Source organism: Pantoea latae (genome assembly GCF_002077695.1).
Taxonomy (GTDB): Bacteria; Pseudomonadota; Gammaproteobacteria; order Enterobacterales; family Enterobacteriaceae; genus Pantoea; species Pantoea latae.
In genome coordinates, this window is the sequence record NZ_MWUE01000012.1 from 36,186 (window position 1) to 61,242 (window position 25,057).

The 25,057-nt window shown below is 62.1% G+C and carries 22 protein-coding genes; 10 read left to right on the top strand and 12 right to left on the bottom strand.

Features of this window, described 5'->3' with window-relative positions; translation table 11 throughout:
- Nucleotides 1-8: 8 nt before the first annotated feature.
- From B2J69_RS08570 to B2J69_RS08595, 6 genes are all read right to left on the bottom strand, one after another.
- Entirely contained in the window at nt 9-974 is a 966-nt protein-coding gene (locus tag B2J69_RS08570; RefSeq protein WP_033753739.1) for a sugar-binding transcriptional regulator, read from the bottom strand.
- A 101-nt stretch (nt 975-1,075) separates the two neighbouring features.
- Nucleotides 1,076-1,933, bottom strand: a complete 858-nt coding sequence (locus B2J69_RS08575) for a phosphogluconate dehydrogenase C-terminal domain-containing protein (RefSeq protein ID WP_081138286.1) — start codon at nt 1,931-1,933, stop codon at nt 1,076-1,078.
- A gap of 4 nt (nt 1,934-1,937) precedes the next feature.
- Entirely contained in the window at nt 1,938-2,747 is an 810-nt protein-coding gene (locus B2J69_RS08580; protein ID WP_081138287.1) for a sugar phosphate isomerase/epimerase family protein, read from the bottom strand.
- The gene (locus B2J69_RS08585; RefSeq protein ID WP_081138288.1) at nt 2,744-3,517 is read right to left on the bottom strand and encodes a triose-phosphate isomerase family protein; all 774 of its coding nucleotides are present in this window, start codon (nt 3,515-3,517) and stop codon (nt 2,744-2,746) included. The genes B2J69_RS08580 and B2J69_RS08585 overlap by 4 nt, the downstream gene beginning before the upstream one ends.
- Complete coding sequence (locus B2J69_RS08590) at nt 3,514-5,259, bottom strand: dihydroxyacetone kinase family protein (RefSeq protein WP_081138289.1); 1,746 nt, start codon at nt 5,257-5,259, stop codon at nt 3,514-3,516. Before B2J69_RS08590 ends, B2J69_RS08585 begins: the two co-directional genes overlap by 4 nt.
- Nucleotides 5,260-5,261: 2 nt before the next feature.
- Nucleotides 5,262-6,593 carry an MFS transporter gene (locus B2J69_RS08595; RefSeq protein WP_081138290.1) on the bottom strand — a complete coding sequence of 444 codons (1,332 nt, stop codon included), beginning with the start codon at nt 6,591-6,593 and terminating at the stop codon, nt 5,262-5,264.
- A gap of 395 nt (nt 6,594-6,988) precedes the next feature.
- Between B2J69_RS08595 and rpiB the strand changes: the two genes are divergently transcribed.
- The 4 genes from rpiB (at nt 6,989) to ampH (ending at nt 12,066) form a co-directional block, all read left to right on the top strand.
- A complete protein-coding gene (gene rpiB / locus B2J69_RS08600; protein WP_081138292.1) occupies nt 6,989-7,453 on the top strand; it encodes a ribose 5-phosphate isomerase B in 465 nt (154 codons plus the stop codon).
- Nucleotides 7,454-7,729: 276 nt separating this feature from the next.
- Nucleotides 7,730-8,680 carry a transaldolase gene (tal, locus tag B2J69_RS08605; protein WP_081138294.1) on the top strand — a complete coding sequence of 317 codons (951 nt, stop codon included), beginning with the start codon at nt 7,730-7,732 and terminating at the stop codon, nt 8,678-8,680.
- Between the two features lie 69 nt (nt 8,681-8,749).
- Entirely contained in the window at nt 8,750-10,750 is a 2,001-nt protein-coding gene (gene tkt, locus B2J69_RS08610) for a transketolase (protein WP_081138296.1), read from the top strand.
- 146 nt (nt 10,751-10,896) lie between these two features.
- Nucleotides 10,897-12,066: a D-alanyl-D-alanine-carboxypeptidase/endopeptidase AmpH gene (ampH, locus tag B2J69_RS08615; protein WP_081138298.1), complete on the top strand. Its 1,170-nt coding sequence runs from the start codon at nt 10,897-10,899 to the stop codon at nt 12,064-12,066.
- On the opposite strand, the gene B2J69_RS08620 is transcribed toward ampH, so the two are convergent.
- The 4 genes from B2J69_RS08620 to B2J69_RS08635 all read right to left on the bottom strand — a co-directional run bounded on the left by B2J69_RS08620 (nt 12,063) and on the right by B2J69_RS08635 (nt 16,089).
- Nucleotides 12,063-13,130 (bottom strand): DUF1176 domain-containing protein, encoded by a 1,068-nt coding sequence (locus tag B2J69_RS08620; RefSeq protein ID WP_081138300.1) that lies wholly within the window; start codon nt 13,128-13,130, stop codon nt 12,063-12,065. The two genes, ampH and B2J69_RS08620, sit on opposite strands and share 4 nt — an antisense overlap.
- Nucleotides 13,131-13,339: 209 nt before the next feature.
- Nucleotides 13,340-13,918 (bottom strand): GDP-mannose pyrophosphatase NudK, encoded by a 579-nt coding sequence (gene nudK / locus B2J69_RS08625; RefSeq protein WP_081138302.1) that lies wholly within the window; start codon nt 13,916-13,918, stop codon nt 13,340-13,342.
- A gap of 127 nt (nt 13,919-14,045) precedes the next feature.
- Nucleotides 14,046-15,542 (bottom strand): L-asparagine permease, encoded by a 1,497-nt coding sequence (gene ansP / locus B2J69_RS08630; RefSeq protein WP_081138304.1) that lies wholly within the window; start codon nt 15,540-15,542, stop codon nt 14,046-14,048.
- Between the two features lie 274 nt (nt 15,543-15,816).
- Entirely contained in the window at nt 15,817-16,089 is a 273-nt protein-coding gene (locus tag B2J69_RS08635; protein WP_081138306.1) for a YdgH/BhsA/McbA family protein, read from the bottom strand.
- Nucleotides 16,090-16,345: 256 nt separating this feature from the next.
- Between B2J69_RS08635 and narQ the strand changes: the two genes are divergently transcribed.
- The 3 genes from narQ (at nt 16,346) to acrD (ending at nt 22,017) form a co-directional block, all read left to right on the top strand.
- Nucleotides 16,346-18,037 (top strand): nitrate/nitrite two-component system sensor histidine kinase NarQ, encoded by a 1,692-nt coding sequence (narQ, locus tag B2J69_RS08640; protein WP_081138372.1) that lies wholly within the window; start codon nt 16,346-16,348, stop codon nt 18,035-18,037.
- Between the two features lie 58 nt (nt 18,038-18,095).
- The gene (locus B2J69_RS08645) at nt 18,096-18,728 is read left to right on the top strand and encodes a response regulator (RefSeq protein ID WP_081138308.1); all 633 of its coding nucleotides are present in this window, start codon (nt 18,096-18,098) and stop codon (nt 18,726-18,728) included.
- Nucleotides 18,729-18,900: 172 nt separating this feature from the next.
- On the top strand, nt 18,901-22,017 hold the full coding sequence (gene acrD, locus B2J69_RS08650) for a multidrug efflux RND transporter permease AcrD (protein WP_081138310.1): 3,117 nt from the start codon (nt 18,901-18,903) through the stop codon (nt 22,015-22,017).
- 100 nt (nt 22,018-22,117) lie between these two features.
- Here acrD and ypfM read toward each other — a convergent pair whose 3' ends face one another.
- Complete coding sequence (ypfM, locus tag B2J69_RS24515; RefSeq protein ID WP_143806259.1) at nt 22,118-22,180, bottom strand: protein YpfM; 63 nt, start codon at nt 22,178-22,180, stop codon at nt 22,118-22,120.
- Between the two features lie 385 nt (nt 22,181-22,565).
- Between ypfM and B2J69_RS08655 the strand changes: the two genes are divergently transcribed.
- The 3 genes from B2J69_RS08655 to B2J69_RS08665 are packed head-to-tail and all read left to right on the top strand — an operon-like array spanning nt 22,566 to nt 24,275.
- Nucleotides 22,566-22,934, top strand: coding sequence for an ArsC family reductase (locus tag B2J69_RS08655; protein WP_081138312.1), 369 nt, complete (start codon nt 22,566-22,568; stop codon nt 22,932-22,934).
- A 1-nt stretch (nt 22,935) separates the two neighbouring features.
- Entirely contained in the window at nt 22,936-24,063 is a 1,128-nt protein-coding gene (gene dapE / locus B2J69_RS08660) for a succinyl-diaminopimelate desuccinylase (protein ID WP_081138314.1), read from the top strand.
- Nucleotides 24,064-24,086: 23 nt separating this feature from the next.
- Nucleotides 24,087-24,275 (top strand): YpfN family protein, encoded by a 189-nt coding sequence (locus B2J69_RS08665; RefSeq protein WP_081138316.1) that lies wholly within the window; start codon nt 24,087-24,089, stop codon nt 24,273-24,275.
- Between the two features lie 57 nt (nt 24,276-24,332).
- Here the strand turns inward: B2J69_RS08665 and ypfH are convergent, their stop codons facing one another.
- On the bottom strand, nt 24,333-25,016 hold the full coding sequence (ypfH, locus tag B2J69_RS08670; RefSeq protein ID WP_081138318.1) for an esterase: 684 nt from the start codon (nt 25,014-25,016) through the stop codon (nt 24,333-24,335).
- Nucleotides 25,017-25,057 lie beyond the last annotated feature (41 nt).

The window sequence follows — 25,057 nt, forward strand, 5'->3', positions numbered from 1 at the left end:
TTTGCACGCTACTGCGTCATGCTGAGGATGGTGCGGATGTTCTGCGCCGAGGTGGCGACGATATCGATAGCGCCGGTGCGCAGCGCGCCGAGCAGCGCCATCGCTTTGGTGTTTTCCGCGGCGATGGCGATAACGCAGGGAATTTTACGCAGCTCGTCGATGCTCAGGCCGATGACGCGGTCGTTCATCACCGTGTCCACGTGCTGGCCCTGCGCGTTGAAAAAGTCGTAGCCCGCCACGTCGCCGGTGACGCCCTGATTGACGCTGGCGTCGATAATTTCGTGCGGGGTAAACCAGCCGAGTTTGACCATATAGCTGTTTTCATTCATATCGCCGATGCCCACCAGAGCGATATCCGCCTTACGCGCGCGATCCAGCGTCTCTTTGATGGTGCCGTTCTGCATAAACGCCTCTTTCAGCGCGCGGTTTTCCACATAGGCGGGCGCATAGAGCGTTTCGCTAAAGCCGCCGAACTTTTTCGCCAGCCGACGGCTAATGTGATCGGCGTTGATGGCGTCGCCTGGGCGATGGGTGCCGCCGATGCCGCAGATAAAGTGACAGTTGCGCAGTGGCACCGCGCCGGGATGATCGGCCACCGCCGCGACGTTCCGACCCTGGCCTACCGCCACCACGGTGTTCTCTTTGAGATTTTGCGCCAGATGCGCCGAGACCAGCGCCGCCACCTGACGGCGCTGCTCGTCGCCATCCTGCTGGTCGAGCGCGATCAGCGCGCGCTGCAGCTGTGGAAAGCGATCCAGCAGCTGCTGCTCCAGTCGGGTGCTGAAAACCGGATGGTAGCGAACATTGATTTCAACAATGCCCTCTTCTTTCGCCCGTTTCAGCAGTCGTCCGACCTTAATGCGCGAGATGCCGAACTTGCGCGCGATCTCTTCCTGCGTGATCTCATCCTGATAGTAAGCGACGGCGATTTCCGTCAGCAGTTCCGTGTCCGGAGCGAGGGTATGTTTTTCCATCGTGACCTGATTGAGCGTTGCCGTTAACTGCCGGGATTTATAACACTGATGCGGCTCACTTAGCCAGGCGTGCGCCCGCGAGCCGCTTTCGTCATCACAGATCAGCGGCGGATGGCGTCAATTTTCAGCATGCGCGCAATCACGATATCCAGCTCTTTTTGATCGAAGATCTGCTTCCAGTCCGGCTTGACGATCTTCTCGCGGCCATACTCCATGGCGATCATGCAGGCGTCCGAGAAGGGGTTGGTGGCGCGGAAGGCGACCGCCAGCGCGATCTGGATATGGCCGTAGAGCATCGCTTTCGCCGCCTCTTCCGGCACGCCGCTGTGCTTCACCGTCTCGTCCAGCGCCTCTTTCATAAAGGCGCCGACCATGCAGGCGACGGTTTCCACCAGCGTCGGCTCCAGATAGGCGAGCTGCGTCACCGTCACCCAGTGCACCTGATCCACCGGGCCATACATCACGTTGATCACCTGCGCCAGCTCCGCTCTCTGCGCGTCGCTGCCGTTCTCCCAGGCCGCCGCGATATGCTGGATCGCCGCCACGCCGCCGAAGGCATCCTCATGCTCCTCTTTGGTGTAGCGCTGCAGGAACACCGACGGATGGCAGGGATGCGCCACCGCATACTCGATATCGTCACGCTGGGCGATCAGATTGGCGTAGGCCGCCGCCGGATCGAGCGTCAGCAGCACCGCGCCGCGCTTCATCTGCGGCACCACCGTTTCCGAGACCTTGCCCAGCACGATATCGGGCACGGCGAGGATCACCACATCGCTCAGCGGCACCACAGAGGCGGCGTCGGAAATTTCGCGGCCCTGGGCGCCGATTTGCGCCTGCGCCTGCGGCGAGTTTTCGCAGTAGAAGACCTGATAGTCGCTGCGCTGCAGGTTGGCGGAGATGCGCATGCCCATTTTGCCGCCTGCGCCAATAACAGTAATGGTTTTCAGTTGATTGCTCATGGTGTTACTCCTGATCTTGTTTACGACGTAAGAATTCGACACAGCGCTGCGTCCACTGCGCTTCCAGCTGGCAGGTGCGCTCTGCGCTCTCCTGCCACGGCAGCCAGTGCTCGATAATCTGGTTAATGCCTTTTTCAGCTGGCCGCACGCTAGCAATCAGCGCGTCGTAATCCAGCAGCCCTTCGCCAAGCGGCACGCCCGCCAGGGTAAAGCCGACCCAGCCGTCGCGGCGCGAAAAGGCGAAATCTTTGATGTGCAGATTGCCGACGCGCGCGGCGGTGTTGGCGATAACCTGCTGCGGCAGCTCCAGTCCCGCCACGCAGTTGGCCGGATCGAGACAGATCGCCAGCCACGGCGACGGGAAAAGATCGATCAGCGCCATTAGATCGGTGCTGGAGAGTTGCTCATAGGTTTCGAGGCAGAGTTTCACCTGCTGACGTTCAAAAGCGGGCAGCACCTCGGCGATAAGCTGCTGCGCCTCGGCAGGCGACGGACGATGTGTGGCGGTAAAGCACATCGAGCGGATCACTTTCGTCTCCAGCAGCGCCGCCATATGTAGATAGCGCTGCAGATGGGCAGTGGCGAGGCCGCGCGTGCCCAGCTCCAGCGTGATGCCGAGAGCGTCGGCCTGCTGCTTCAGCTCACGCAGCTGCGCGTCGCTCCAGCTCTCTATCGCCGGGTAGTCGCAAATCTGAAACACCGGCACGTCGAGGTCGGCGGTTTGCTGCAGCATTTGCGCCAGCGTCAGCGGCTGCGGCGCGCGATCCGACAGGCGCCAGAAAAAGGCGTAGGTGCTTAATCCAATCCGGCTCATACGCTCTCCCTCGCCAGCAGCGCGGCGGCTTCATCAACTATCTGCGCCAGCGCGGCGGGATCGTGGGCGAAGCGGCCGAGAAACAAGCCGTCGACGCTCTCTTCCAGCCGGCTCAGCAGACCCGGACCGGCGCTGCCGCCGTAGATCACCTGCAGCGCAATGCCTGGCGGCAGCGGCTGCTGGCGCAGGGCGCGGCACACCGCGCGGATATGATCTTCCGGCGCGGGCTGCGGCGCGCCAATCGCCCACTGCGGCTCGTAGGCGAGCAGCAGGCTGCCGTGCAGCGACTGCGACTCAGCCAGCGCGCGCGAAAGCTGGAGGGCGCACGCCTCTGCCGCCGCGTCGGGCGTATCCTGCTGCGCCTCGCCGAGGCACAACACGGGCGTCAGCCGGGACTGCAGTGCCAGCGCGACCTTCGCGGCGATCTGCGCATCGCTTTCCGCAAAGTAGCGGCGGCGTTCCGCATGGCCGATCTCCGCCAGCGTTCCGCCCAGCTCCTGCACCATGCTGGCGCTCACCTCGCCGGTCCAGGCGCCGCTGGCGGCGGGCGCGATATTTTGCGCGCCGACGCGCACCGGCGTATCGGCAAACAGCGCCTTCACCGCCGGCAGCGCCGGAAAAGCGGGCAGCACAAACAGGCCGACGCGTCCCTCGCGCACCGCGGGGTGCTGGCGCGCAATCTGCGCCACCGCGCGGCACCATGTCAGCGTCTGCGCGTAGCTGAAATACATTTTCAGGCTGGTTCCCAGCCAGATAGCGGGCTGCGTCATACCGAGGCTCCCTGCGGCTGATTTTCGCGCAGGCGCTCCGCCACCGTGGCGACAATCAGCGCCAGCGACACCGCGCCGGCGTCTGGCGTGCCGAGGCTTTTTTCCGCCAGCGGACGGGCGCGGCCCATCTTGGGCAGCAGCTCAGCAGTGGCCTGCGCGGCGGCCTGCGCCGTTTCCGCCGCCTGCTGCCAGGCGTCAGCCAGCGACGCGCCGCGCGCCACCGCCGCGCTCAGGCTGTCGCTGAACGGCACCAGCACATCCACCATCGTTTTGTCGCCGGGTTTGGCTTTGCCGAAGTGCATAATGCCCTCTTTGGCCTGCTTTACGCCGTCGGCGACGCGCTGCGCGTCGGGTTTGCGCTCGTCGCCCAGCGCGGTGCCGATGGCGGTCAGCGCCACGCCCCACAGCGCGCCCGAGGTGCCGCCCGCCTTATCCGCCCAGGCGTCTGCGGCCCGGCACAGCAGCGTGCCCGCGCCCGCGCCCTGCGCGGCAACGTCGCGCGCCTGCGCCAGCGCGCCCAGCACGCCGCGCTCCATGCCGATGCCGTGGTCGCCGTCGCCGGCAACGGCGTCGATGCGCCCGAGCTGCTCAGCGTTACGCTGTATCACAGCGGCGATGGCGTCGAGTATCGCCAGCACGCGCTGCGCACTCTGCTGCGATGCGGCGCTGGCGGCGGGGATCGCGCTCTGCGTCGTCTGCTCGCACGCGCTCGCCTCCAGCGGTTCGGCAACGATCACGCTGCCTTTGCGAAAGGCCGGCGCGTTGGCCGGCGCGCGCCAGCACCTTTCCAGCGCCTCATCCAGCCACATCAGCGTCAGCGACGCGCCCGCCATATTAAAGCTGGTGACGAACTCGCCAACTTCCGGCTCGACGATCTCCAGCTGCTGTTCACGCAGCAGCTGCGCCACGCGGCGATAGACCACGAACAGCTCTTCATATTTCACCGATCCCAGCCCGTTGAGGATCGCCGCCACGCGCGTGCCTGGCTGCAGTGTGACGCCCGGCGGCAGTTCGCTCAGCAGGTTGTCGACGAAAATTTCCGCCAGCACGTCGGCGCGCGGCACGTCGCTTTCGCTGATGCCCGGCTCACCGTGAATGCCCATGCCAAGCGCCATGCGTCCGGCGTCAATGCTGAACAGCGGCTGCGTCGCCCCAGGCAAGGTGCAGCCGGAGAACGCGACGCCGAAGGAGCGCGTGCGCTGGTTGGCATGGCGCGCCAGCGCGGCCACCTGCGCCAGGCTGTGGCCCGCTTCCGCCGCGGCGCTGGCGACTTTGAACACGGTTAAATCGCCGGCGACGCCGCGGCGCTTTTCAATCTCTTCCAGGCTGGCGCTGGAGATATCGTCGGTGACCGTTACCACTTCGCAGGCGATGCCCTCGGCCCGCAGACGCTCGCACGCCTGGCCAAAATGCAGCACGTCGCCGGCGTAGTTGCCGAAGGTGAGCAGCACGCCGCCGCCGTTGTGCGCCGCACGCGCTACGTTAACGATCTGCTGTGCCGACGGCGAAGCGAACAGATTGCCCATGGCGGCGCCGTGCGCCATGCCCTGCCCCACCAGTCCGGCAAAGGCGGGATAGTGGCCGGAGCCGCCGCCCACTACCACCGCCACCGTGCCGGGCTGGCTGCGCGTGCTGCGCACCACGCCGCCAGGCACCTGGCGCACTTTATCCGCGTTGGCCGCGACAAAACCTTCGATCAGCTCTGCCGCAAACGCAGAGGGCTGGTTGTAGAGATACGTCATGATTAATGCTCCTGAGCAAGAGAGGAGGCCAGCGGTTCAGCGCGGCGGCGGTTCAGCAGCAGCATCAGCAGCGCTGACAGCAGCATAAAGCCGCCCACCACCATCATCGGCAGCGTGTAACTTTGCGTGGCGTCGTGCAGCGCGCCGGTGATATAGCCTGCCGAGAAGCCCGCCACGTTGCCCAGCGTATTGATCAGGGCGATGGCGGCGGCCGCCGAGGCGCCGGACAGAAACTGCGTCGGCAGGGTCCAGAAGTTGGGCAGCGCGGCGAAGATGGAGCTGGCGGTAACGGCGATAACCAGCATGGTGCTGAGCGGCGAGTTCATATAGAGCGCCAGCGGCACGCTGATGCCGCCCGCCAGCGCAGGCAGCGCGATATGCCAGGTTTTACAGCCGCGGCGTGAGGCGTCGCGCGACCAGAAAAACATCACCACGGCCGCCACCAGATAGGGCGCGCCGGTGATTAGCCCTTTCTGCATCACGTTAAAGGTGGTGCCGAACTGCTGCTGAAAGCCGCCGATGATGGTCGGCAGGAAAAAGGCGAGCGCGTAAAGGCCATAGATAAAGCCGAAGTAGATCAGGCAGAGCAGCCAGACGCGGCCGTTGCCCAGCACGGTGCGCACGCCAGGATGCGCGTTTTGCTTGGCGGCGTGCTCGCTCTCCAGCTCGCGCGTCAGCCACTGTTTCTCTTCGCGGGTGAGCCAGCGCGCGTCACGTGGCGCGTCCACCAGCCAGAACAGCGTCACGACGCCGATCAGAATGGCGGGCACCGACACGCCGATAAACATCAGCCGCCAGCCTTCCATGCCAAACAGGCCGTGCTGCTCGATCATGCCTGCCGCCAGCGGCGCGCCGAACACCACCGTCAGCGGCTGCGCCAGATAGAACAGCGAAAGAATTTTGCTGCGATGGCGCGCCGGCACCCAGAGGCTGAGGTAGAGGATCGCGCCGGGGAAGAAACCTGCTTCCGCAATGCCGAGCAGCAGCCGCAGCGTATAGAGGCCCTCGACGCTGCTGACCCAGGCGAACAGCAGCGACACGATGCCCCAGCTCACCATAATGCGCGCCAGCCATTTGCGCGCGCCGAAGCGGTGCAGCGCAAGGTTGCTCGGCACCTCCAGCAGGATATAGCCGATAAAGAAGATGCCCGAGGCGAGCCCAAACTGCGCGGCGCTCAGCCCCAGATCCTGCGTCATGCCGTTCGGCCCGGCGAAGGAAATAGCGGTACGGTCGAGAAAGTTGATAAAGAACATCAGCGCCACGAACGGCACCAGTCGCCAGGAGATTTTGCGAATGGTGGACTGTTCGATCTGCGCCTGCGTCTGTTGCGTCATGTTGCGCCTCCACAGCGCGACGAGGCGCGCTGGTTTCCTGGTAAGCGCGCCGCAGGGCGCGCAGTCGGGTCGGTAAGTGTCATGGTGATGTCCTCAACGGATCTTATTGTTGCTGGCCTGCATGAACAAATGAACACTAAACGATTAAATGAACATGTCTCAAGCGCAGTTTGCAAAAATGTGATCGCTCTCAAATGAAACGTCTCTCGGTTAAATTTAAGAAAAATACCCGGCAGGCGCGCCTCTTGCGGGTGCGCAGCGCCATCCCGGAGCCGCGTATCCGCACAAAACAAATGAAACATACTTGAACATATGAACAAAACTATGGCAGGCTAAAACCGAGCATGACTTTCTGCCCGGCTTGCGGGCCCTGTTAAATAGCTGGAGAGAACCGGATGAGCACCATTGCGATTGGCGCCGATGACGCGGCGCTGGAACTGAAAAACCTGATCAAACGCCACCTTGAATCACTGCACTACGAAGTGGTGGATTACAGCAACGACGCGCGCCGGGACCTGCCGATCTATCCCGACATCGCCTGGAGCCTGGCGAACGCCATCAGCGACGGTCAGTTTGCCCGCGGCATTCTGGTGTGTGGCACCGGCATCGGTATGGCGATCGTCGCCAACAAGGTGCCAGGCATTCGCGCGGCGCAGTGTCACGACACCTACTCCGCCGAACGCGCGCGTAAAAGCAACAATGCGCAGGTGATGACGCTGGGCGCACGCGTGGTCGGGCCGGAACTGGCGAAATCGATCGTCAACGCCTGGCTGGCGTCAGAGTTTGAAGGCGGCGGATCGACGGAAAAAGTGGAAAAGATCGGCTTCTACGAGCAGACGGCGCACAACGCCTGCCGCTGAGGCGCCTGACCGGGCGGAAAGTGCGGTTCATCCGGCAGAACCTGTCAGTTCTGCTAACCTTTGTGATGCGCGATTTTCGCCCCCCGGCTGGCTGACAGGATGTTGCAGCTCGCTCTCCCTGTTTGACGTCACGCTGTTTTCGCCGTGCGGGGCCTCGATGAGTTCAACCCATCGCAATAATCAGAAAAAGAGTATTTTCATCACCGAACGCCTGATGCACTGTGTTGCAGGGTGAAATCATTCGCAATAAAGAATTGCTCATCAAGGAGTTAAAAGATGAACCAGCTAGACGCATTAAAACAGTTCACCACGGTCGTGGCGGACAGCGGCGATATCGAATCCATTCGCAACTACCATCCTGAAGACGCCACCACCAACCCGTCTCTGATCCTGAAAGCCGCAGGCCTCGAGGGCTACAAGCACCTGATCGACGACGCCATCGACTATGCGAAAAAGCAAGGCGGCAGCAAAGAGACGCAGATCATCAACGCCAGCGACAAAGTGGCGATTAACCTCGGTATGGAGATCCTGAAAAGCGTACCGGGCCGTGTTTCGACCGAAGTAGATGCGCGCCTCTCTTTCGATCGTGGCATGTGTGTGACCAAAGCGGAAAAACTGGTTCGCCTCTATGAAGAGCACGGCATCGACCGTTCGCGCATCCTGATCAAACTCGCCTCCACCTGGGAAGGGATCAAGGCGGCTGAAGAGCTGGAGAAAAACGGCATCCACTGCAACCTGACGCTGCTCTTCTCCTTCGCCCAGGCGCGCGCCTGCGCCGAAGCGGGCGTTTACCTGATCTCGCCGTTCGTCGGCCGCATCTACGACTGGTACAACAGCCGCAAACCGCTCGACCCGTACGTGGTGGATGAAGATCCAGGCGTGAAATCGGTGCGTCGCATCTATGACTACTACAAAAAGCATCGCTACAGCACCATCATCATGGGCGCGAGCTTCCGTAAAGTAGAACAGATTATCGCGCTGGCGGGCTGCGACCGTCTGACCATCTCCCCGAACCTGCTGGAAGAGCTGCAGAACAGCGACGCGCCGGTTGAGCGCAAGCTGGAGCCGTCAACCGAAGGTTTCCATCAGCCCGCCTCGCTCTCTGAAGCGGAGTTCCGCTGGGAGCACAACCAGGATCCGATGGCGGTAGAGAAACTTTCCGACGGCATCCGTCAGTTCGCCGTGGATCAGCAGAAACTCGAAGACGTGCTGGCCGCGCGCCTGTAGTTTTTTGCCTGTTTAACTTTGTCGGGCGGGTTTCCCGCCCGCACTTCTGCTCAACGAAGGGAGAACCCTATGTCATCACGCAGAGAGTTGGCGAACGCGATTCGTGCGTTAAGTATGGATGCGGTACAGAAAGCAAATTCCGGACACCCCGGCATGCCGATGGGCATGGCGGACATCGCCGAAGTGCTGTGGCGCGATTACCTGAAGCACAACCCGACCAACCCCGCCTGGGCCGACCGCGACCGTTTTATCCTCTCTAACGGCCACGGGTCGATGCTGCTTTACAGCCTGCTGCACCTCACCGGCTACGATCTGCCGATGGAAGAGCTGAAAAACTTCCGTCAGCTGCACTCCAAAACCCCAGGTCACCCGGAGATCGGCTACACCCCAGGGGTGGAAACCACCACCGGCCCGCTGGGCCAGGGTCTGGCCAACGCCGTGGGTCTGGCGATCGCCGAGCGCACGCTGGCCGCGCAGTTCAACCGCCCGGGTCACGATATCGTCGACCACTTCACCTATGTGTTTATGGGCGACGGCTGTTTGATGGAGGGGATCTCTCATGAGGTCTGCTCGCTGGCGGGCACGCTGGGTCTCGGCAAGCTGATCGGCTTCTACGACCACAACGGCATCTCTATCGATGGCGAAACCGAAGGCTGGTTTACCGACGACACCCACAAGCGCTTCGAAGCCTATGACTGGCACGTCGTCGGCGAAATCGACGGCCACGACGCCGAGGCGGTGAGCCGCGCGATTAAAGAGGCGCAGAGCGTCACCGACAAGCCGTCGCTGATTATTTGCCGCACCGTTATCGGCTTCGGTTCCCCCAACAAAGCGGGCAAAGAGGAGTCGCACGGCGCGGCGCTGGGCGAGGCGGAAGTGGCGCTGGCGCGCAAAGAGCTGGGCTGGACCTCGGCACCGTTTGAAATCCCACAGGACATTTATCAGCAGTGGGACGCCAAAGCGGCGGGCGCCGAGCGCGAGCAGGCGTGGAACGACAAGCTGGCGGCCTATAAGCAGGCGCATCCCGAGCTGGCTGAAGAGTACCAGCGTCGTATGAACGGCGAAATGCCGTCGACCTGGGAGAGCGAAACTCACAAATTCATTAGCGACCTGCAGGCGAATCCGCAGAAGATCGCCAGCCGTAAAGCGTCGCAAAACACCCTGGAGCATCTCGGCTCGCTGCTGCCGGAGCTGCTGGGCGGCTCTGCAGACCTTGCGCCGAGCAACCTCACCATCTGGTCCGGCTCTAAGCCGATCAAAGAGGATCCGGCGGGCAACTATATTCACTATGGCGTGCGCGAATTTGGTATGACCGCTATCGCCAACGGCATCGCCCATCACGGCGGCTTCGTGCCCTACACCGCCACCTTCCTGATGTTCGTGGAGTATGCGCGCAACGCCGCGCGTATGGCGGCGCTGATGAAAGCGCGTCAGATCATGGTCTACACCCACGACTCCATCGGCCTGGGCGAAGATGGCCCGACGCACCAGCCGGTCGAGCAGCTGGCGAGCCTGCGTCTGACGCCAAACTTCAGCACCTGGCGCCCGTGCGATCAGGTCGAAACGGCGGTGGCGTGGAAAGCCGCTATCGAACGCCATCACGGCCCGACCGCGCTGATCCTGTCGCGTCAGAACCTGCTGCAGCCGGAGCGCTCCCCGGCACAGGTCGAGAATATCGCGCGCGGCGGCTACATCCTGAAGGACAGCGACGGCACGCCGGATATCATCCTGATCGCCACCGGTTCCGAAGTGGAGATCACGCTGGACGCGGCGGCGAAGCTGACCACCGACGGCCACAAAGTGCGCGTGGTGTCACTGCCGAGCACCGACGTGTTCGACAAGCAGGATAGCGCCTATCGTGAATCGGTGCTGCCGTCGACGGTGCGCGCGCGCGTCGCGGTGGAAGCGGGTATTGCGGACTACTGGTTCAAGTATGTCGGCATCGACGGCAAAATTGTCGGCATGACCACCTTCGGCGAATCCGCGCCGGCGGGCAAACTCTTCCCGGCCTTCGGCTTTACGGTAGAGAACGTTGTGGCGCAGGCGGAGTCGTTACTCAAGCCAGCGTAATGCTTCTGGCCCTTCCCTTTTCTGCGGGAAGGGCCACTTCCCTTCACAGCCTGAAACAGAAAAAAATCTTTTCCGCCCCCTTCACCGCTTACGCAAACCCATTACTATAGGGTCTTCTCCGTTCCCTCTCGCTGGATGCTTTTCCGTTGAAAAAACGTACACCCTGGTTACTCGCCCTAATGGTTTCGCTGATGCCATTGGCAGGCAAAGCGCAGATCGCGCCCGATCCGCTGCTCTCATCTCAGATTGTCGATCGCTACGCTGAACATATTTTTTACGGCAGCGGCGCCACCGGCATGGCGCTGGTCGCCATCGACGGCAATCAGCGCGTCTTCGCCAGCTTTGGCGATACCCGACCGGGCAACAACGTGCGGCCGCAAAAAGACTCCCTGATCCGCATCGCCTCGCTCAGCAAGCTGCTGACCAGCGAGGTGATGGTGAAGATGGCGGAGCGCGGCCAGCTTCGCCTTGACGATCCGCTGAGCAAATATGCGCCGCCGGGCGCGCGCGTCCCGAGCTACGCCGGCCAGCCGATTCGCCTGATCAACCTTTCGACCCACACCAGCGGCCTGCCACGCGAACAGCCCGGCGGCAAGCCGCATCGTCCGGTCTTTGTCTGGCCAACGCGCAGCGACCGCTGGGCGTGGCTGGCGGGCGCGAAGCTGAAAGCCGCGCCGGGCACCGACGCCGCCTACTCCAATCTGGGCTATGACCTGCTGGGCGACGCGCTGGCGCGCGCCGCGGGCACGCCCTATCCGGCTCTGCTGCAGCAGCTGATCACCCGGCCGCTCGGCATGAAAGACACCACCTTTACCCCGTCGCCAGAGCAGTGCGACCGCCTGATGGTGGCGGAGAAAGGCGCCAGCCCCTGCAACAACACGCTGGCGGCCATCGGCAGCGGCGGCGTCTACTCGACGCCTGAAGATATGGGCCGCTGGATGCAGCAGTTCCTGAACTCGTCGGTCAGCCCGCGTTCACCGCAGGTCGATCGCATGCAGACGCTAATCTACCGCCGCGACCAGCTGGTGAAAGTCGAGGGCATGGACGTGCCGGGCAGAGCAGACGCCATCGGCATGGGCTGGGTCTATATGGGTCCGAAAAACGGCCGTCCCGGCATTATCCAGAAAACCGGCGGCGGCGGCGGCTTCATCACCTATATGGCGATGGTGCCGCAGAATAACGTCGGGGTGTTTGTGGTGGTGACGCGCTCGCCGCTGACGCGCTTTAGCGCCATGAGCGATGGCGTCAACGATCTGCTGGCCGAGCTGGTCGGCAATCAGAACGGCTCGCCGATGATGGTGCAGGCGATCCGCTAGGGCGCGCTGGCGGGCGACGGCTGGGAGACCCACAGGGTCGGCCAGTCGTCGCTGCTGTGCCAGGCGTCGCAGGTGGACTCTTCCGCATACTCCGCCAGGGTAAAATCGGTGCCGTTAAAGCGCCAGCGCGTGGCGGAGCCGCAGTCCCCTAATCCTCGTCCCTTGGCAAAAGTGTAGAGCTGACCGGTGCTGGCGTCGTAGTCGGCGTTGATCAGCTCAACCTGACGCTCGCCGCGCGGCGGCGTAAAGGGCAGCGTCAGGCTGATGCCGCGCGCCACGTAGGGCGCGGCGCGCGTCACCTCAAACGCCAGATCGATGACGTTATAGGCGCCCATTTCGCAGCTCACCATCAGCAGCGCTTTGCTGTCGGTCAGCGGCGCGACGTTGACCTCGCGCCGCATCGGATCGAGTGAACAGCTGTCGGCGCTCAGGCGCCAGGTGCCGTAGTCGAGCAGTCCGCTGGTCTCCTCGCGGGTCAGCGCGGCAGGCGGCGCGCCTCTGTCGGGCAGCGACGGCAGCGGCGGCTGTGGCGGCACATCCCACAGCGCGCGCGAACCGCGCTTTATCCAGGCGCTCATGCCGTTTACCCTGCCCTGCACGTCGTCCATCAGCAGCAGCGCCGCCTTCAGGCCGTGCAGCGAAATTGCGGCCTGCGCGTTATAGGTAAGCTGGATGGCGTCCGCGTCGAGGATCTGCGCGAGAAATTCATCAATGGCGATGGCGTGGCTGGTGGCGAGATGATGCGGCTCGACCGTCCAGTGCTTGAGGTCGGGACGCAGGCGGCGCTGATCGAGCAGCAAATTATCCTGCAGCGGCGCGCCGGGCACTTCCCCGCTGTAGGCGCTGCCGTAGTCGATACGCAGCAGCGGCCGATCGTTGACGCCGGCATGGCGCGCGATGGTCATCACCAGCCCTTTATCGCCCGGGATATTGCGTGCCACGCAATATCCGACGTTATTGCAGGTCACCTGCCAGTCGGAAAACGACTTTTGCAGTGGATCGGCTTTTACGCAGGCAACGAAAAGGAAAGGCAACAGCAGCAGTGACTTCGTCCAGGTCGACATCAAGAAAAACGGTCCCCAAAATCTCAGAGTGGAGATGATAGCGCAACGACCGGGCATCGGGTGGGCTGAAACTGTGACCCCGTCCGGAAAGCGCACTTAACTGCTGAAAAAGCATACGATAATGAGGCGCGGCGCCAGTGAAATCACCGCTCTCATCATCGGTAGCGCGCGCGCTTAGCTCAATCGGATTTATCGGACAATGGGGCGCCTTAGCCTTTCAGCCAGCCCGCCAGCTGCGCGTGCTGTAGCAGCATAATGGTTTTGCCGTCGCGAATGCGGCCATCTTTGACCATCGCCAGCGCCTCCGGGAAGGGGATCTCCAGCACGTCGATATCTTCATCTTCGACGCCGCCGCCGGCGTTGTCGCGCAGCGATTCGTTATATTCAGCGGCGAAGAAGTGGATCAGCTCGGTTACGCCGCCCGGCGACATATAGGCTTCGTAGAGTTTTTCCACCTCGCCCACCGCATAGCCGGTCTCCTCAATCGCCTCTTTGCGAATGCAGACCTCTGGCGAGTCGTTGTCCAGCAGGCCGGCGCACGCCTCAATCAGCATGCCGCTGGCGTTGCCGTTGACCCAGGTGGCGATACGGAACTGGCGCGTCAGCACCACGCTGTTTTTCTCGCGGTTGTAGAGCAGGATAGTGGCGCCGTTGCCGCGGTCGTAGACTTCGCGCTTGTGACGCACCACGTCGCCGTTGCGGGTGGTGAGTTCATAGGTGAAGTTGCGCAGGATAAAGTAATTTTCGGAGAGCAGTTTATCTTTGATGATGTTGATCTTGAACGACATGATGGCTCCGCTACAGCTTTAGAGGAGTTTGCCATCATAGGCGCAAGCGCGCGGGAAAACTATACGCGGCGGGAAGAAAAAAAGCCTGCCGTTAGCGGGCAGGCTTTTCAGGAGGCAGCAGCGCGGGTTAGCGTGCGGCGTCGTCCGCCAGCGTCTGCGCGCTGTCGTCGTCGTGCAGGTGGTCATGCTCGGTCTGGGCGATAGCCGCAACGCGCTTGCGCACGCCGAACCAGCCCAGCACCAGGATCACCGCCAGCACCGGGATGGCGGCGATGGTGTAGGTGCCGTTCGGATAGTCGAACGCCATCAGCACCAGCACGCTCAGCAGGAACAGCAGCGTCAGCCAGGAGGTGACTGGCGCGCCCGGCAGCTTAAAGCTGACGTCGTCCGCTTTGCCCTCTTTGATCGCTTTACGCAGGCGCATCTGGCAGATCACGATAAAGCCCCACGAGGCGATAATGCCGAGCGACGCGACGTTGAGCACGATCTCGAACACCTGCGAAGGCACGTAATAGTTCAGCACCACGCCGATCACATAGACCGCGATGGTGACCAGAATGCCGGCGTAGGGCACCTGCTGGCCGCTCATTTTCGCCATGAACTTCGGCGCCGAACCGCCCATCGCCATCGAGCGCAGAATGCGGCCGGTGGAGTAAAGGCCGGAGTTAAGGCTGGAGAGCGCCGCACTCAGCACCACGATGTTCATGATGCTGCCAACGTAGGGCACGCCCAGCTTCGAGAAGAAGGTCACGAACGGGCTCTGTCCCGCCTGATAGGCGTTCCACGGCAGCAGCAGCACCAGCAGCACTACCGACCCGACGTAGAACAGGCCGATACGCCAGATTACGCTGTTGATCGCCTTCGGCAGCATGGTCGCCGGATCTTTACACTCGCCGGCGGCGGTGCCCACCAGTTCGATAGAGGCGAAGGCGAACACCACGCCCTGCACCAGCACCAGTGCTGGCAGCAGGCCGTGCGGGAACAGGCCACCGTTATCGGTCACCAGATGGAAGCCGGTGGCGTTGCCGTCCAGCGGCTTGCCGGTGCCGAGGAACACCACGCCCACCACGAGGAAGATGGCAATCGCCAGCACTTTAACCAGCGCGAACCAGAACTCCATCTCGGCGAACCACTTAACGCCGATCATGTTCATGGTGCCGACGATGGCCAGCGCGCCCAGCGCGAAGACCCACTGCGGCACGTCGCCGAACGCGCCCCAGTAGTGCATATAGAGCGCCACCGCAGTGATATCGACGATGCCGGTCATCGCCCAGTTGACGAAGTACATCCAGCCCGCAACGTAGGCGGCTTTTTCACCGAGGAATTCACGCGCGTAGGAGACGAAGCTGCCGCTGGAGGGACGGTGCAGCACCAGTTCGCCCAGCGCGCGCAGAATAAAGAACGAGAAGATGCCGCAGACCAGATAGATGATCGCCAGCGCCGGTCCCGCCGCCTGCAGACGGCCGCCTGCGCCAAGGAACAGGCCGGTGCCGATGGCGCCGCCGATAGCAATCATCTGAACGTGACGATTGCCCATCGCCTTGTGGTAGCCGGTGTCATGTGAGTTCAGCCAGCGTCTTTTCGCAGCACGCATTTCGGCTGCGGTTTTTTTAGTAGATTTCATAGCCTTCCTGTTTGTCCTGACCATCAATCACGGCGATCACAAACGATTGCGTACGCCATGCGAAATGGGGTAATGACCCTGTTATCTGCCTGTGAGTTATTAGTAAAAAGGCAGGGGAAATTACGGCGATGAATCCTACCCGTTCTGCGTGAACGAAGCAAAAGATACCGGTGAGGCGCACAAAGTGTTTTGTAATAATCGGGTTTGTTGCACAAAAAAACCGGCCATTGGCAGGCCGGTAAGTGCTACAGGGATGGAAGGGTATGGCTGAGGGCTAGCGGTAAATCTCTGCGGTGCCGCGCCACAGGCTGGAGTCACCTGGGTTTTCGACGCCGATAACGCGGTAATGGCGGGCGCCCATCTCTTCAGCTTTCTGCGACAGCTGGCGCGTCGCGTCATCCAGCGAGCCGCGCGCGTTAGAGACGGAAACGCTGCCGATGCTTTGCAGATTCTGCGCCTGTTGCTGGTCTACCGGCGTCGCCGCCAGCGAGGAGAACGACGCGCTGGCTAGCAGGGCGCCAGCCAGTATCACGGTCAGTTTTTTCATTAGATACTCCTTCAGTCGCGTTGCAGGTGATTAGCTTGATTCCGGATTGAATTATTAACGCCCTAATGAAAGGCTACATCTGGCCGATGTAAAGCTGTCTGCTTTTTACACGCCTGGCTGAGCGCTCTCCTGGGAAGTGTCAGAAGAGGTCATTTTTTGTGCAGGATGTAACCCGTCGTGTCCTCTCTCATCGATGCGCGTGGCGGCTCGCCCTTCTCTTCTCTATAATGCCCGCACCAAAAACAGGGATATCGCCGTGATAGTGAAACGATCCGTGACCCGCAGCATCGCCCAGGCGCTGAGCGCTATCGTCCTGCTGGCGCTGCTGACCACCGGGCTGGCGCTGATGACGCTCTCCAGCAGCCTGCGCGACGCCGAGGCCATTAACCTGGCCGGTTCGCTGCGCATGCAGAGCTACCGTCTGGCCTGGGACAGCACCAGCAACCCGCAGCGGCTGCAGCAGCACCTGCTGGAGTATGCGCAGACGCTGGACAAACCGGCACTGCGCGATCTCGATCGCCCCTGGGTGCCGCAGGAGGTGGTCAGCCGCTACCAGCATCTGCGTCACGCCTGGCCGGCGCTGCAGCAGCAGCTGCAGCGCGGCGACGCGGACCTCTATCAGCAGCAGGTGGCGAACTACGTCGGCGAGATTGACCGCTTTGTCATGGGGCTGCAGCGCTACAGCGAGCGAAAAATGGAGCTGGTGGCGGCCAGCAGCCTGCTGGGCGTGATCGCCATCGTGGCGCTGGCGTTAGCCACCATCCGCTTTAGCCGTCGTCAGGTGGTGCGTCCGCTTAATGCGCTGGTGACCGCCAGCCGCTACGTGGAAAGCGGCAATTTCGCCTTTCCGCCGCTGGTGGTTGAGCAGAATAACGAGCTGCGCGTGCTGGCACAGACTTTCAGCGCCATGGCGGCGCGTCTTGAATCGCACCATCAGGCGCTGGCCAGCGCGGTAGAGGAGAAAACGCGCGACCTGCAGGAAGCCAACCGCACCCTGTCGCTGCTGTATGAGAGTTCGCAGCTGCTTACCGCCAGCCCGCTCAGCGCGACGCTGTTCGAGCGCGTGATGGCGCAGGTGCGCGAGCGCGAAAACCTGCATGTGCTGGTGCTGGAGAGCGCGCACGGTCGCTTCTGCGTCGGCAACAGCGACCGTGCGCTGCGCTGGCACAGCGTGCCGCTGCCGCAGGACGACGAAGAGGCTGGCGCGCTGCGCTGGCAGAGCGAGCGCGACGCGCCGCGCGAGGCGCTGATGCAGAGCCTGGGCAATATGCTGTCGCGCGCCATCTGGATCTGGCAAACGCAAAAGCAGGTGCAGCAGATGCTGTTAATCGAGGAGCGCGCCACCATCGCCCGCGAGCTGCACGACTCGCTGGCGCAGGCGCTCTCTTTTATGCGCATCCAGCTGACGCTGCTGCGCCGCGCGCTCGACAATCCGAACGCGGCGGCGCAAAACATTATTGCCGACTTTGACCGCACGCTCTCCGACGCCTATCGCCAGCTGCGCGAGCTGCTGGCGACCTTTCGTCTCACCATCGAGCAGGCCGATCTGGTGGCAGCAATGCAGGCGATGATCGCCTCGTTGCAGGAGCAGGTTACGGCTAAGATTAGCTTTAGCTGTCAGCCTGGACTGGAGACGCTGGATGCGCAGCAGCAGGTGCATCTGCTGCAGATTGCGCGCGAAGCGCTGCTCAACGCCATTCGCCACGCCGAGGCGCGCAGCATCGCGGTGCGTTATGAGCGCAACGCGGAAGGCGAGCATTTGCTGACCGTGACCGACGACGGCATCGGCATCGCCAGCACCGACGAGCCGCCAGGGCATTATGGCCTGACCATTATGTCGGAACGCGCTGCGCGGCTGGCGGGCGAGCTGACGATTCAGGCGCAGGCGCGCGGCACTCAGGTGGCGCTGCGTTTTCCGCCGCAGACCGACGCCCAGACATCGCGTTGATCCTCAACGCCCTTTTATTGATAAAACAGGCATTTTTCTTTATTCGCCGGGAGTAGACATGCAACAACCTGTGCTGACGGTCATGATTGTGGACGACCACCCGCTGATGCGGCGCGGCATTCGCCAGCTGCTGGCGCTGGAGCCGCGCCTGGCGGTGATTGCCGAGGCCAACAACGGCACCGAAGCGCTGGCCGAGGCGCGCCACCTGACGCCCGATATCATCCTGCTCGATCTCAATATGAAGGGCATGTCGGGGCTGGATACGCTGAAGGCGCTGCGCCACGAAGGGATCGCGTCGCGCATTGTTATCTTTACCGTCTCGGACGCGCGCAGCGATATCGACGCCATGATCGACGCCGGCGCGGACGGCTACCTGCTGAAAGATGGCGATCCGGCGCTGCTGCCCGATCAGCTGCTGGAAGCGGCGCGCGGCGAGAAGATTTTCAGCGACGCGGTGCGCGACTACCTTGCCACGCGCCAGCACAGCGCCAGTCCGTTCCGCCAGCTTACCGAACGCGAGCGCGACGTGCTGCAGGAGGTGGCGCGCGGGCTGTCAAACAAAGAGATCGCCGCCGCGCTGCATATTTCGGAAGAGACGGTAAAAGTGCATATCCGCAATCTGCTGAAAAAGCTCGACGTGCGTTCACGCGTCGCGGCGACCGTGCTGTGGTTAGAGAGCCGCAACAGCTGACCTGACGCGGTATTTACACTTTCTCCACAATTTCTCCACGATGTCCTAATTTGCGCCACGTAGAGTAAGGTCCGGCAGGAAATTCACCTTTTTCTCTGCCTGCTCGGCCCGCCTCTGCCGTGGGCCGCATTCTGATAATAAAAGCGAAACGCTGCTGAGGAGTGTCGATTCGATGTCGAATTTTTTCATCGACCGTCCCGTTTTTGCCTGGGTGCTGGCGATTTTAATCTGCCTGTGCGGCACGCTGGCGATTATTTCCCTGCCTGTGGAGCAATATCCCGACCTGGCGCCGCCTAACGTGCGCATTACCGCCAACTATCCGGGCGCCTCGGCGGAAACGCTGGAGAACACCGTCACCCAGGTTATCGAGCAGAACATGACCGGCATCGACAACCTGATGTATATGTCCTCCAACAGCAGCAACACCGGCCAGGCGCAAATCACCCTCACCTTTTCCGCCGGCACCAATCCCGACGAGGCGCGCCAGCAGGTACAGAACCAGCTGCAGTCGGCGCTGCGCAAGCTGCCGCAGGCGGTGCAGTCGCAGGGCGTGACGGTGAATAAAACCGGCGACAGCAATATTTTGATGCTCGCCTTCGTCTCGACTGACGGCAGCATGGATAAGCAAGATATTGCCGACTATGTCGCCAGTAATATCCAGGATCCGCTGAGCCGTATCGACGGCGTCGGTCAGGTGGACGCCTACGGCTCGCAGTATGCGATGCGCATCTGGCTCGATCCCGCCCGGCTGATCGCCTATTCGCTGACCACCGACGACGTGGTGAGCGCCATCGAGGCGCAAAACGCCCAGGTCGCGGTCGGCCAGGTAGGCGGCCTGCCCTCGGTGGATAAGCAGGCGCTGAACGCCACGGTCAATGCGCAGTCGCTGCTGCAAACGCCAGAGCAGTTCAAAGCCATCACCCTGAAGAGCAACCCCGACGGCTCGGTGGTGACGCTAAGCGACGTGGCGCAGGTGGCGCTGGGCGCGGAGAAATATGATTATCTCAGCCGCTACAACGGCCAGCCCGCCTCCGGGCTCGGCATCAAGCTCGCCTCTGGCGCCAACGAGATGAACACCGACAAGCTGGTGCGCCAGCGGGTGGAAGAGCTGTCGCACTTTTTCCCGCACGGGCTGGAAGCCAAAGTCGCCTATGAAACCACGCCGTTCGTCAAAGCCTCGATTATCGACGTAGTGAAAACCCTGCTCGAGGCGATCGTGCTGGTGTTCGGCGTGATGTATCTGTTTATGCAAAACTTTCGCGCCACGCTGATCCCGACCATCGCGGTGCCGGTGGTGCTGCTCGGCACCTTCTCGGTGCTCTACGCCTGCGGCTTCAGCATCAACACCCTGACGATGTTCGCCATGGTGCTCGCTATCGGCCTGCTGGTGGACGACGCCATCGTGGTGGTGGAGAACGTCGAGCGCATCATGAGCGAAGAGGGTCTGTCGCCGCGCGCCGCGACGCGCAAGTCGATGGGGCAAATTCAGGGCGCGCTGGTGGGCATCGCGCTGGTGCTGTCGGCGGTGTTCGTGCCGATGGCCTTTTTCGGCGGCACGGTCGGCGCTATCTACCGCCAGTTCTCGATTACCATCGTCTCGGCGATGGTGCTGTCGGTGCTGGTGGCGATGATCCTCACGCCGGCGCTGTGCGCCACGCTGCTGAAGCCGCTGCCGCCCGACGGGCATCACCAGCGTCGCGGCTTCTTCGGCTGGTTCAACCGCCACTTCAACCGCAACGCCGACCGCTATGAGCGCGGCGTGGCGCGCATCCTGCTAAAGGGCGGCCGCTGGCTGCTGCTCTATCTCGCCATTATCGGCCTGATGGCGTTCCTGTTTATCCGCCTGCCGACCTCGTTTCTGCCGCTGGAAGATCGCGGCGTTTTCCTCACCCAGGTGCAGCTGCCGCCGGGCGCCACGCTGCAGCAAACCTCCAGCGTGGTGGCGCAGGTGGAGAACTACTATATGACCCAGGAGAAAGAGAACGTGCTGTCGGTGTTCTCTACCATCGGCTCAGGGCCGGGCGGCAACGGTCAGAATGTGGCGCGCCTGTTTGTGCGCCTGAAAGACTGGGAGGAGCGGTCGGGCGCGGATCGCACTTCGTTCGCGATTATCGACCGCGCCACCAAAGCCTTCCGCGCGATTAAAGAAGGACGCGTCATCGCCAGCAGCCCGCCGGCGATCACCGGCATGGGCAGCTCCTCCGGCTTTGATATGGAGCTGCAGGATCACGCCGGTATCGGCCACGTTCAGCTGATGGCAATGCGCGATAAGCTGCTGGCGATGGCGGAGAGCGATCCTGCGCTGTCTCGGGTGCGTCACAACGGCCTCGACGACAGTCCGCAGCTGCAGATCGATGTCGATCAGCGCAAGGCGCAGGCGCTGGGCGTCTCAATCGATACCATCAACGATACCCTGACCACCGCCTGGGGCTCGACCTATGTCAACGATTTCCTCGACCGCGGACGCGTGAAGAAGGTATACGTGCAGGCCGCGCCGCAGTACCGCATGCTGCCGGACGATATCAATCAATGGTACGTGCGCAACAGCAGCGGCGGCATGGTGCCCTTCTCCGCCTTCGCCACCAGCCGCTGGGAGACCGGCTCGCCGCGTCTGGAACGCTATAACGGCTATTCGTCGCTCGAGATCGTCGGCGAGGCGGCGTCGGGCGTCAGCAGCGGCACGGCGATGGACGCGATGGAGCGGCTGGTGGCGCAGCTGCCGCTCGGCGTCGGCTTCCAGTGGACCGGCGCCTCTTATCAGGAGCGTTTGTCGGGTTCGCAGGCGCCTGCGCTCTACGCCATTTCGCTGCTGGTGGTGTTTCTCTGCCTGGCGGCGCTCTACGAGAGCTGGTCGATTCCCTTCTCGGTGATGCTGGTGGTGCCGCTCGGCGTGGTGGGCGCGCTGGTGGCCACCTGGCTGCGCGGGCTGGAGAATGACGTCTATTTCCAGGTTGGGCTGCTGACGGTGGTGGGGCTTTCCGCCAAGAACGCCATTCTGATCGTGGAGTTCGCCAACGAGATCAACAGCAAAGGCGGCGAGCTGGTAGAGGCGACGCTCAGCGCCGCGCGCCAGCGTCTGCGCCCGATCCTGATGACCTCGCTGGCCTTTATCTTCGGCGTGCTGCCGATGGCCATCAGCGCGGGCGCCGGCTCCGGCAGCCAGCACGCGGTCGGCACCGGCGTGATGGGCGGCATGATCTCCGCGACCCTGCTGGCGATCTTCTTTGTGCCGCTGTTCTTTGTGCTGGTGCGCCGCCGTTTCCCGCTGAAGGCGAAGCCGCACGACTAAGCGCCAAAAATTAAGGCAGCCACCGAGGTGGCTGCCTTGTATTACTGTGTGTGGTCAGAATCAGAGCAAGGGGGACAGGTCCTGCTGTGTTCGCTGCCGGTTACTTGTTGCGTAACATTGCGGCGATAAATTCTTTCCAGTTCCCCATTTCAGCGTCAATCATATAAACCCTCTCTTATTGTGCTGCCGATTTTACGCATAAATTTTCGACAAGTGAATACGGTTACACCTGTTTTCACTATCGGCAAAGGCGATTAATGACCTGAGTTTTTTGGATCTGCTAGCTGACGCACATTTCAGCAATAGCGGGGCTCTGAAGAGAGAAAAGGCGGTTATAACGGACCAGACGGTCTGAATTTCACTTAAGATAATTCTTAACATGATCATGATAAACCGCGTGACAATTGCCGGTACTAATGAAAGCGGTTACTAAGACTAATCTTAATGATTTTATTTCGGTAATTTCGCCGCTTTTTCCCTCTCTGCGCTTAGCAGCCAAATTCTCTGTGATAAACTGGCGCACTCTTTTTTCTGGACGAGGAAGCCTGATGACAGCGCAGTGGGTGATGTACGGCATTAAAAATTGCGACACGATAAAAAAAGCGCGCCGCTTTTTAGAGGCCGCCGACATCGACGTTGAGTTTCATGATTACCGCGCCAGCGGGCTGAACGATGCGCTGCTGACGCAGTTTATCGATCAGCTAGGCTATCAGACGCTGCTTAACACGCGCGGCACCACCTGGCGCAAGCTGCCGGAAGCGGAGCGCGAAGCCGTTGTCGACAGCAGCAGCGCCAGCGCGCTGATGCTGGCACACCCCGCCATTATCAAGCGTCCCGTACTGCGCGCGCCGGACGGCACGCTGCTGGTCGGCTTCAGCGAAGCCGCTTATCAGGCGTTTATTCAGGAGAAGTCATAACATGTTCTGTCCGGTTATCGAACTGACGCAGCAGCTGATCCGCCGTCCCTCGCTGAGCCCGGACGACGCAGGCTGTCAGGCGCTGCTGATTGCGCGTCTGGAAGCGATTGGCTTTCATGTTGAGCTGATGCACATCGACGACACGCTCAACTTCTGGGCGACGCGCGGCCAGGGCGAAACGCTGGCGTTCGCCGGTCATACCGACGTGGTGCCGCCGGGCGACGCCAGCCGCTGGATCAACCCGCCCTTCGAGCCCACCATTCGCGACGGCATGCTTTTTGGCCGCGGTGCAGCGGATATGAAAGGGTCGCTGGCGGCGATGGTAGTCGCCGCCGAGCGCTTTGTCGCCGCGCATCCCAACCACAAAGGCCGCCTGGCGTTTTTGATCACCTCCGACGAAGAGGCGAGCGCGAAAAACGGCACGGTAAAAGTGGTGGAGCGTCTGATGGCGCGCCGTGAGCGTCTCGATTACTGCCTGGTCGGCGAACCCTCCAGCACTGAAGTGGTGGGCGACGTGGTAAAAAACGGCCGCCGCGGCTCGATGACCGCTAACCTCACCATTCACGGCGTGCAGGGCCATGTCGCCTATCCCCATCTGGCGGACAACCCGGTACACCGCGCGCTGCCGGCGCTTAACGCGCTGGTCGCCACCGAGTGGGATCGCGGCAATGAATTTTTCCCGCCCACCAGCATGCAGATCGCCAACGTGCAGGCCGGCACCGGCAGCAACAACGTTATCCCGGGCGAGTTTTTCGTGCAGTTCAATTTCCGCTTCAGCACCGAACTCACCGATCAGATGATCAAGGATCGCGTGGCGGCGCTGCTCGACAGCTACCAGCTGCGCTATACGCTGGAGTGGGTGGTGTCCGGTCAGCCGTTCCTGACCTCGCGCGGCAGGCTGGTCGACGCCGTGGTGAAGGCGGTATCGCACTATAATGAAATTAAGCCGCAGCTGCTGACCACCGGCGGCACCTCAGACGGGCGCTTTATCGCGCGGATGGGCGCGCAGGTGGTGGAGCTTGGCCCGGTGAATGCCACCATTCACAAAATCAATGAGTGCGTGAAGGCCGCCGATCTACAGACGCTGAGCCGCATGTATCAGCGCATTATGGAACAGCTGGTCGCCTGATCGCGATCGAGAGGAGCAGGCAAATGGAATTTATCAAAGAGTACTGGTGGATCCTGGTGATCCTGTTGCTGGTTGGCGTGCTGATGAATGTGTATAAAGATCTGAAGCGCATCGACCATAAAAAATATATGGCGAACAAGCCCGACCTGCCGCCGCATCGCGACTTTAACGATAAGTGGGACGATGACGACAACTGGCCGAAGAAGAAGTAACCCAACGGCTTAGCGGCGTCAGCGCCCGACAACGCCCTCGCCTGCGCGAGGGCGTTTTTACATCATCATAATCACATCGTCGTCGCCGGGCTTCGCGCCGCTCAGCGCCTCGTCGAAATAGCGCTTTGGCACGGTGTAGTGCAGGTGCTTCAGCGCCAGCGCCATGCTGCGATCGTCAACCGCGTGCGGCAGATCCTCGATGATATCGAGGGTAACGTCGCCGCCCAGCGCGGTGAGCCGCTGCGCCGCCTGTTCGGCATGCTGCATCGGGATCTGCTCGTCATACTCGCCGTGGATCAGATGGATGGTGGTGCGGGTCGTGGCGTTTTCCGGCAGCGTGGCGTAGCGGCCGCTAAACGCCACCACGCGTCCCGCCAGATCCGGCTGCGCCTTGACGCCCTCCAGCACCATGGTGCTGCCCTGCGAAAACCCCACCAGCGCCGTGGCATCGGCAGCGACGCCGCTTTGCGCCTGCCAGTGCCGCACCGAATCGACGAACTGCGGCAGCACCGCGTTGATGCGCTGCTGCTCGCTCTGATCGTGCTGCGCGGTTTCGCTGAACCAGTAGTGGCCAGGCGCCGGCGCGCCGACTGCGACTACCTGCGCCTGTGGGAACTCGCGCGCGAACCAGCCGCCCAGCTGCGCCATGGAGTGCGGATTATCGCCGACGCCGTGATAGAGCAGGAACAGCTGTTGTGCAGCCGCGCTCGGCTGCTGAACAATAACGTATTGCAGTGTCATATCGACCTCCTCAGATCACTATACGCCGCCCTGAGCAGAGC

What these genes read in the sequence shown, in the direction of transcription:
- B2J69_RS08655 (WP_081138312.1), top strand. Translation starts at nt 22,566, where the DNA reads ATGACAGCGCAGTGGGTGATGTACGGCATTAAAAATTGCGACACGATA.
- B2J69_RS08665 (WP_081138316.1), top strand. Translation starts at nt 24,087, where the DNA reads ATGGAATTTATCAAAGAGTACTGGTGGATCCTGGTGATCCTGTTGCTG.
- rpiB (WP_081138292.1), top strand. Translation starts at nt 6,989, where the DNA reads ATGAGCACCATTGCGATTGGCGCCGATGACGCGGCGCTGGAACTGAAA.
- B2J69_RS08575 (WP_081138286.1), bottom strand. Translation starts at nt 1,933, where the DNA reads ATGAGCAATCAACTGAAAACCATTACTGTTATTGGCGCAGGCGGCAAA.
- B2J69_RS08595 (WP_081138290.1), bottom strand. Translation starts at nt 6,593, where the DNA reads ATGACGCAACAGACGCAGGCGCAGATCGAACAGTCCACCATTCGCAAA.
- B2J69_RS08635 (WP_081138306.1), bottom strand. Translation starts at nt 16,089, where the DNA reads ATGAAAAAACTGACCGTGATACTGGCTGGCGCCCTGCTAGCCAGCGCG.
- nudK (WP_081138302.1), bottom strand. Translation starts at nt 13,918, where the DNA reads ATGTCGTTCAAGATCAACATCATCAAAGATAAACTGCTCTCCGAAAAT.
- B2J69_RS08590 (WP_081138289.1), bottom strand. Translation starts at nt 5,259, where the DNA reads ATGACGTATCTCTACAACCAGCCCTCTGCGTTTGCGGCAGAGCTGATC.
- B2J69_RS08645 (WP_081138308.1), top strand. Translation starts at nt 18,096, where the DNA reads ATGCAACAACCTGTGCTGACGGTCATGATTGTGGACGACCACCCGCTG.
- ypfH (WP_081138318.1), bottom strand. Translation starts at nt 25,016, where the DNA reads ATGACACTGCAATACGTTATTGTTCAGCAGCCGAGCGCGGCTGCACAA.
- B2J69_RS08570 (WP_033753739.1), bottom strand. Translation starts at nt 974, where the DNA reads ATGGAAAAACATACCCTCGCTCCGGACACGGAACTGCTGACGGAAATC.
- tal (WP_081138294.1), top strand. Translation starts at nt 7,730, where the DNA reads ATGAACCAGCTAGACGCATTAAAACAGTTCACCACGGTCGTGGCGGAC.
- acrD (WP_081138310.1), top strand. Translation starts at nt 18,901, where the DNA reads ATGTCGAATTTTTTCATCGACCGTCCCGTTTTTGCCTGGGTGCTGGCG.
- B2J69_RS08580 (WP_081138287.1), bottom strand. Translation starts at nt 2,747, where the DNA reads ATGAGCCGGATTGGATTAAGCACCTACGCCTTTTTCTGGCGCCTGTCG.
- tkt (WP_081138296.1), top strand. Translation starts at nt 8,750, where the DNA reads ATGTCATCACGCAGAGAGTTGGCGAACGCGATTCGTGCGTTAAGTATG.
- B2J69_RS08585 (WP_081138288.1), bottom strand. Translation starts at nt 3,517, where the DNA reads ATGACGCAGCCCGCTATCTGGCTGGGAACCAGCCTGAAAATGTATTTC.
- dapE (WP_081138314.1), top strand. Translation starts at nt 22,936, where the DNA reads ATGTTCTGTCCGGTTATCGAACTGACGCAGCAGCTGATCCGCCGTCCC.
- B2J69_RS08620 (WP_081138300.1), bottom strand. Translation starts at nt 13,130, where the DNA reads ATGTCGACCTGGACGAAGTCACTGCTGCTGTTGCCTTTCCTTTTCGTT.
- ansP (WP_081138304.1), bottom strand. Translation starts at nt 15,542, where the DNA reads ATGAAATCTACTAAAAAAACCGCAGCCGAAATGCGTGCTGCGAAAAGA.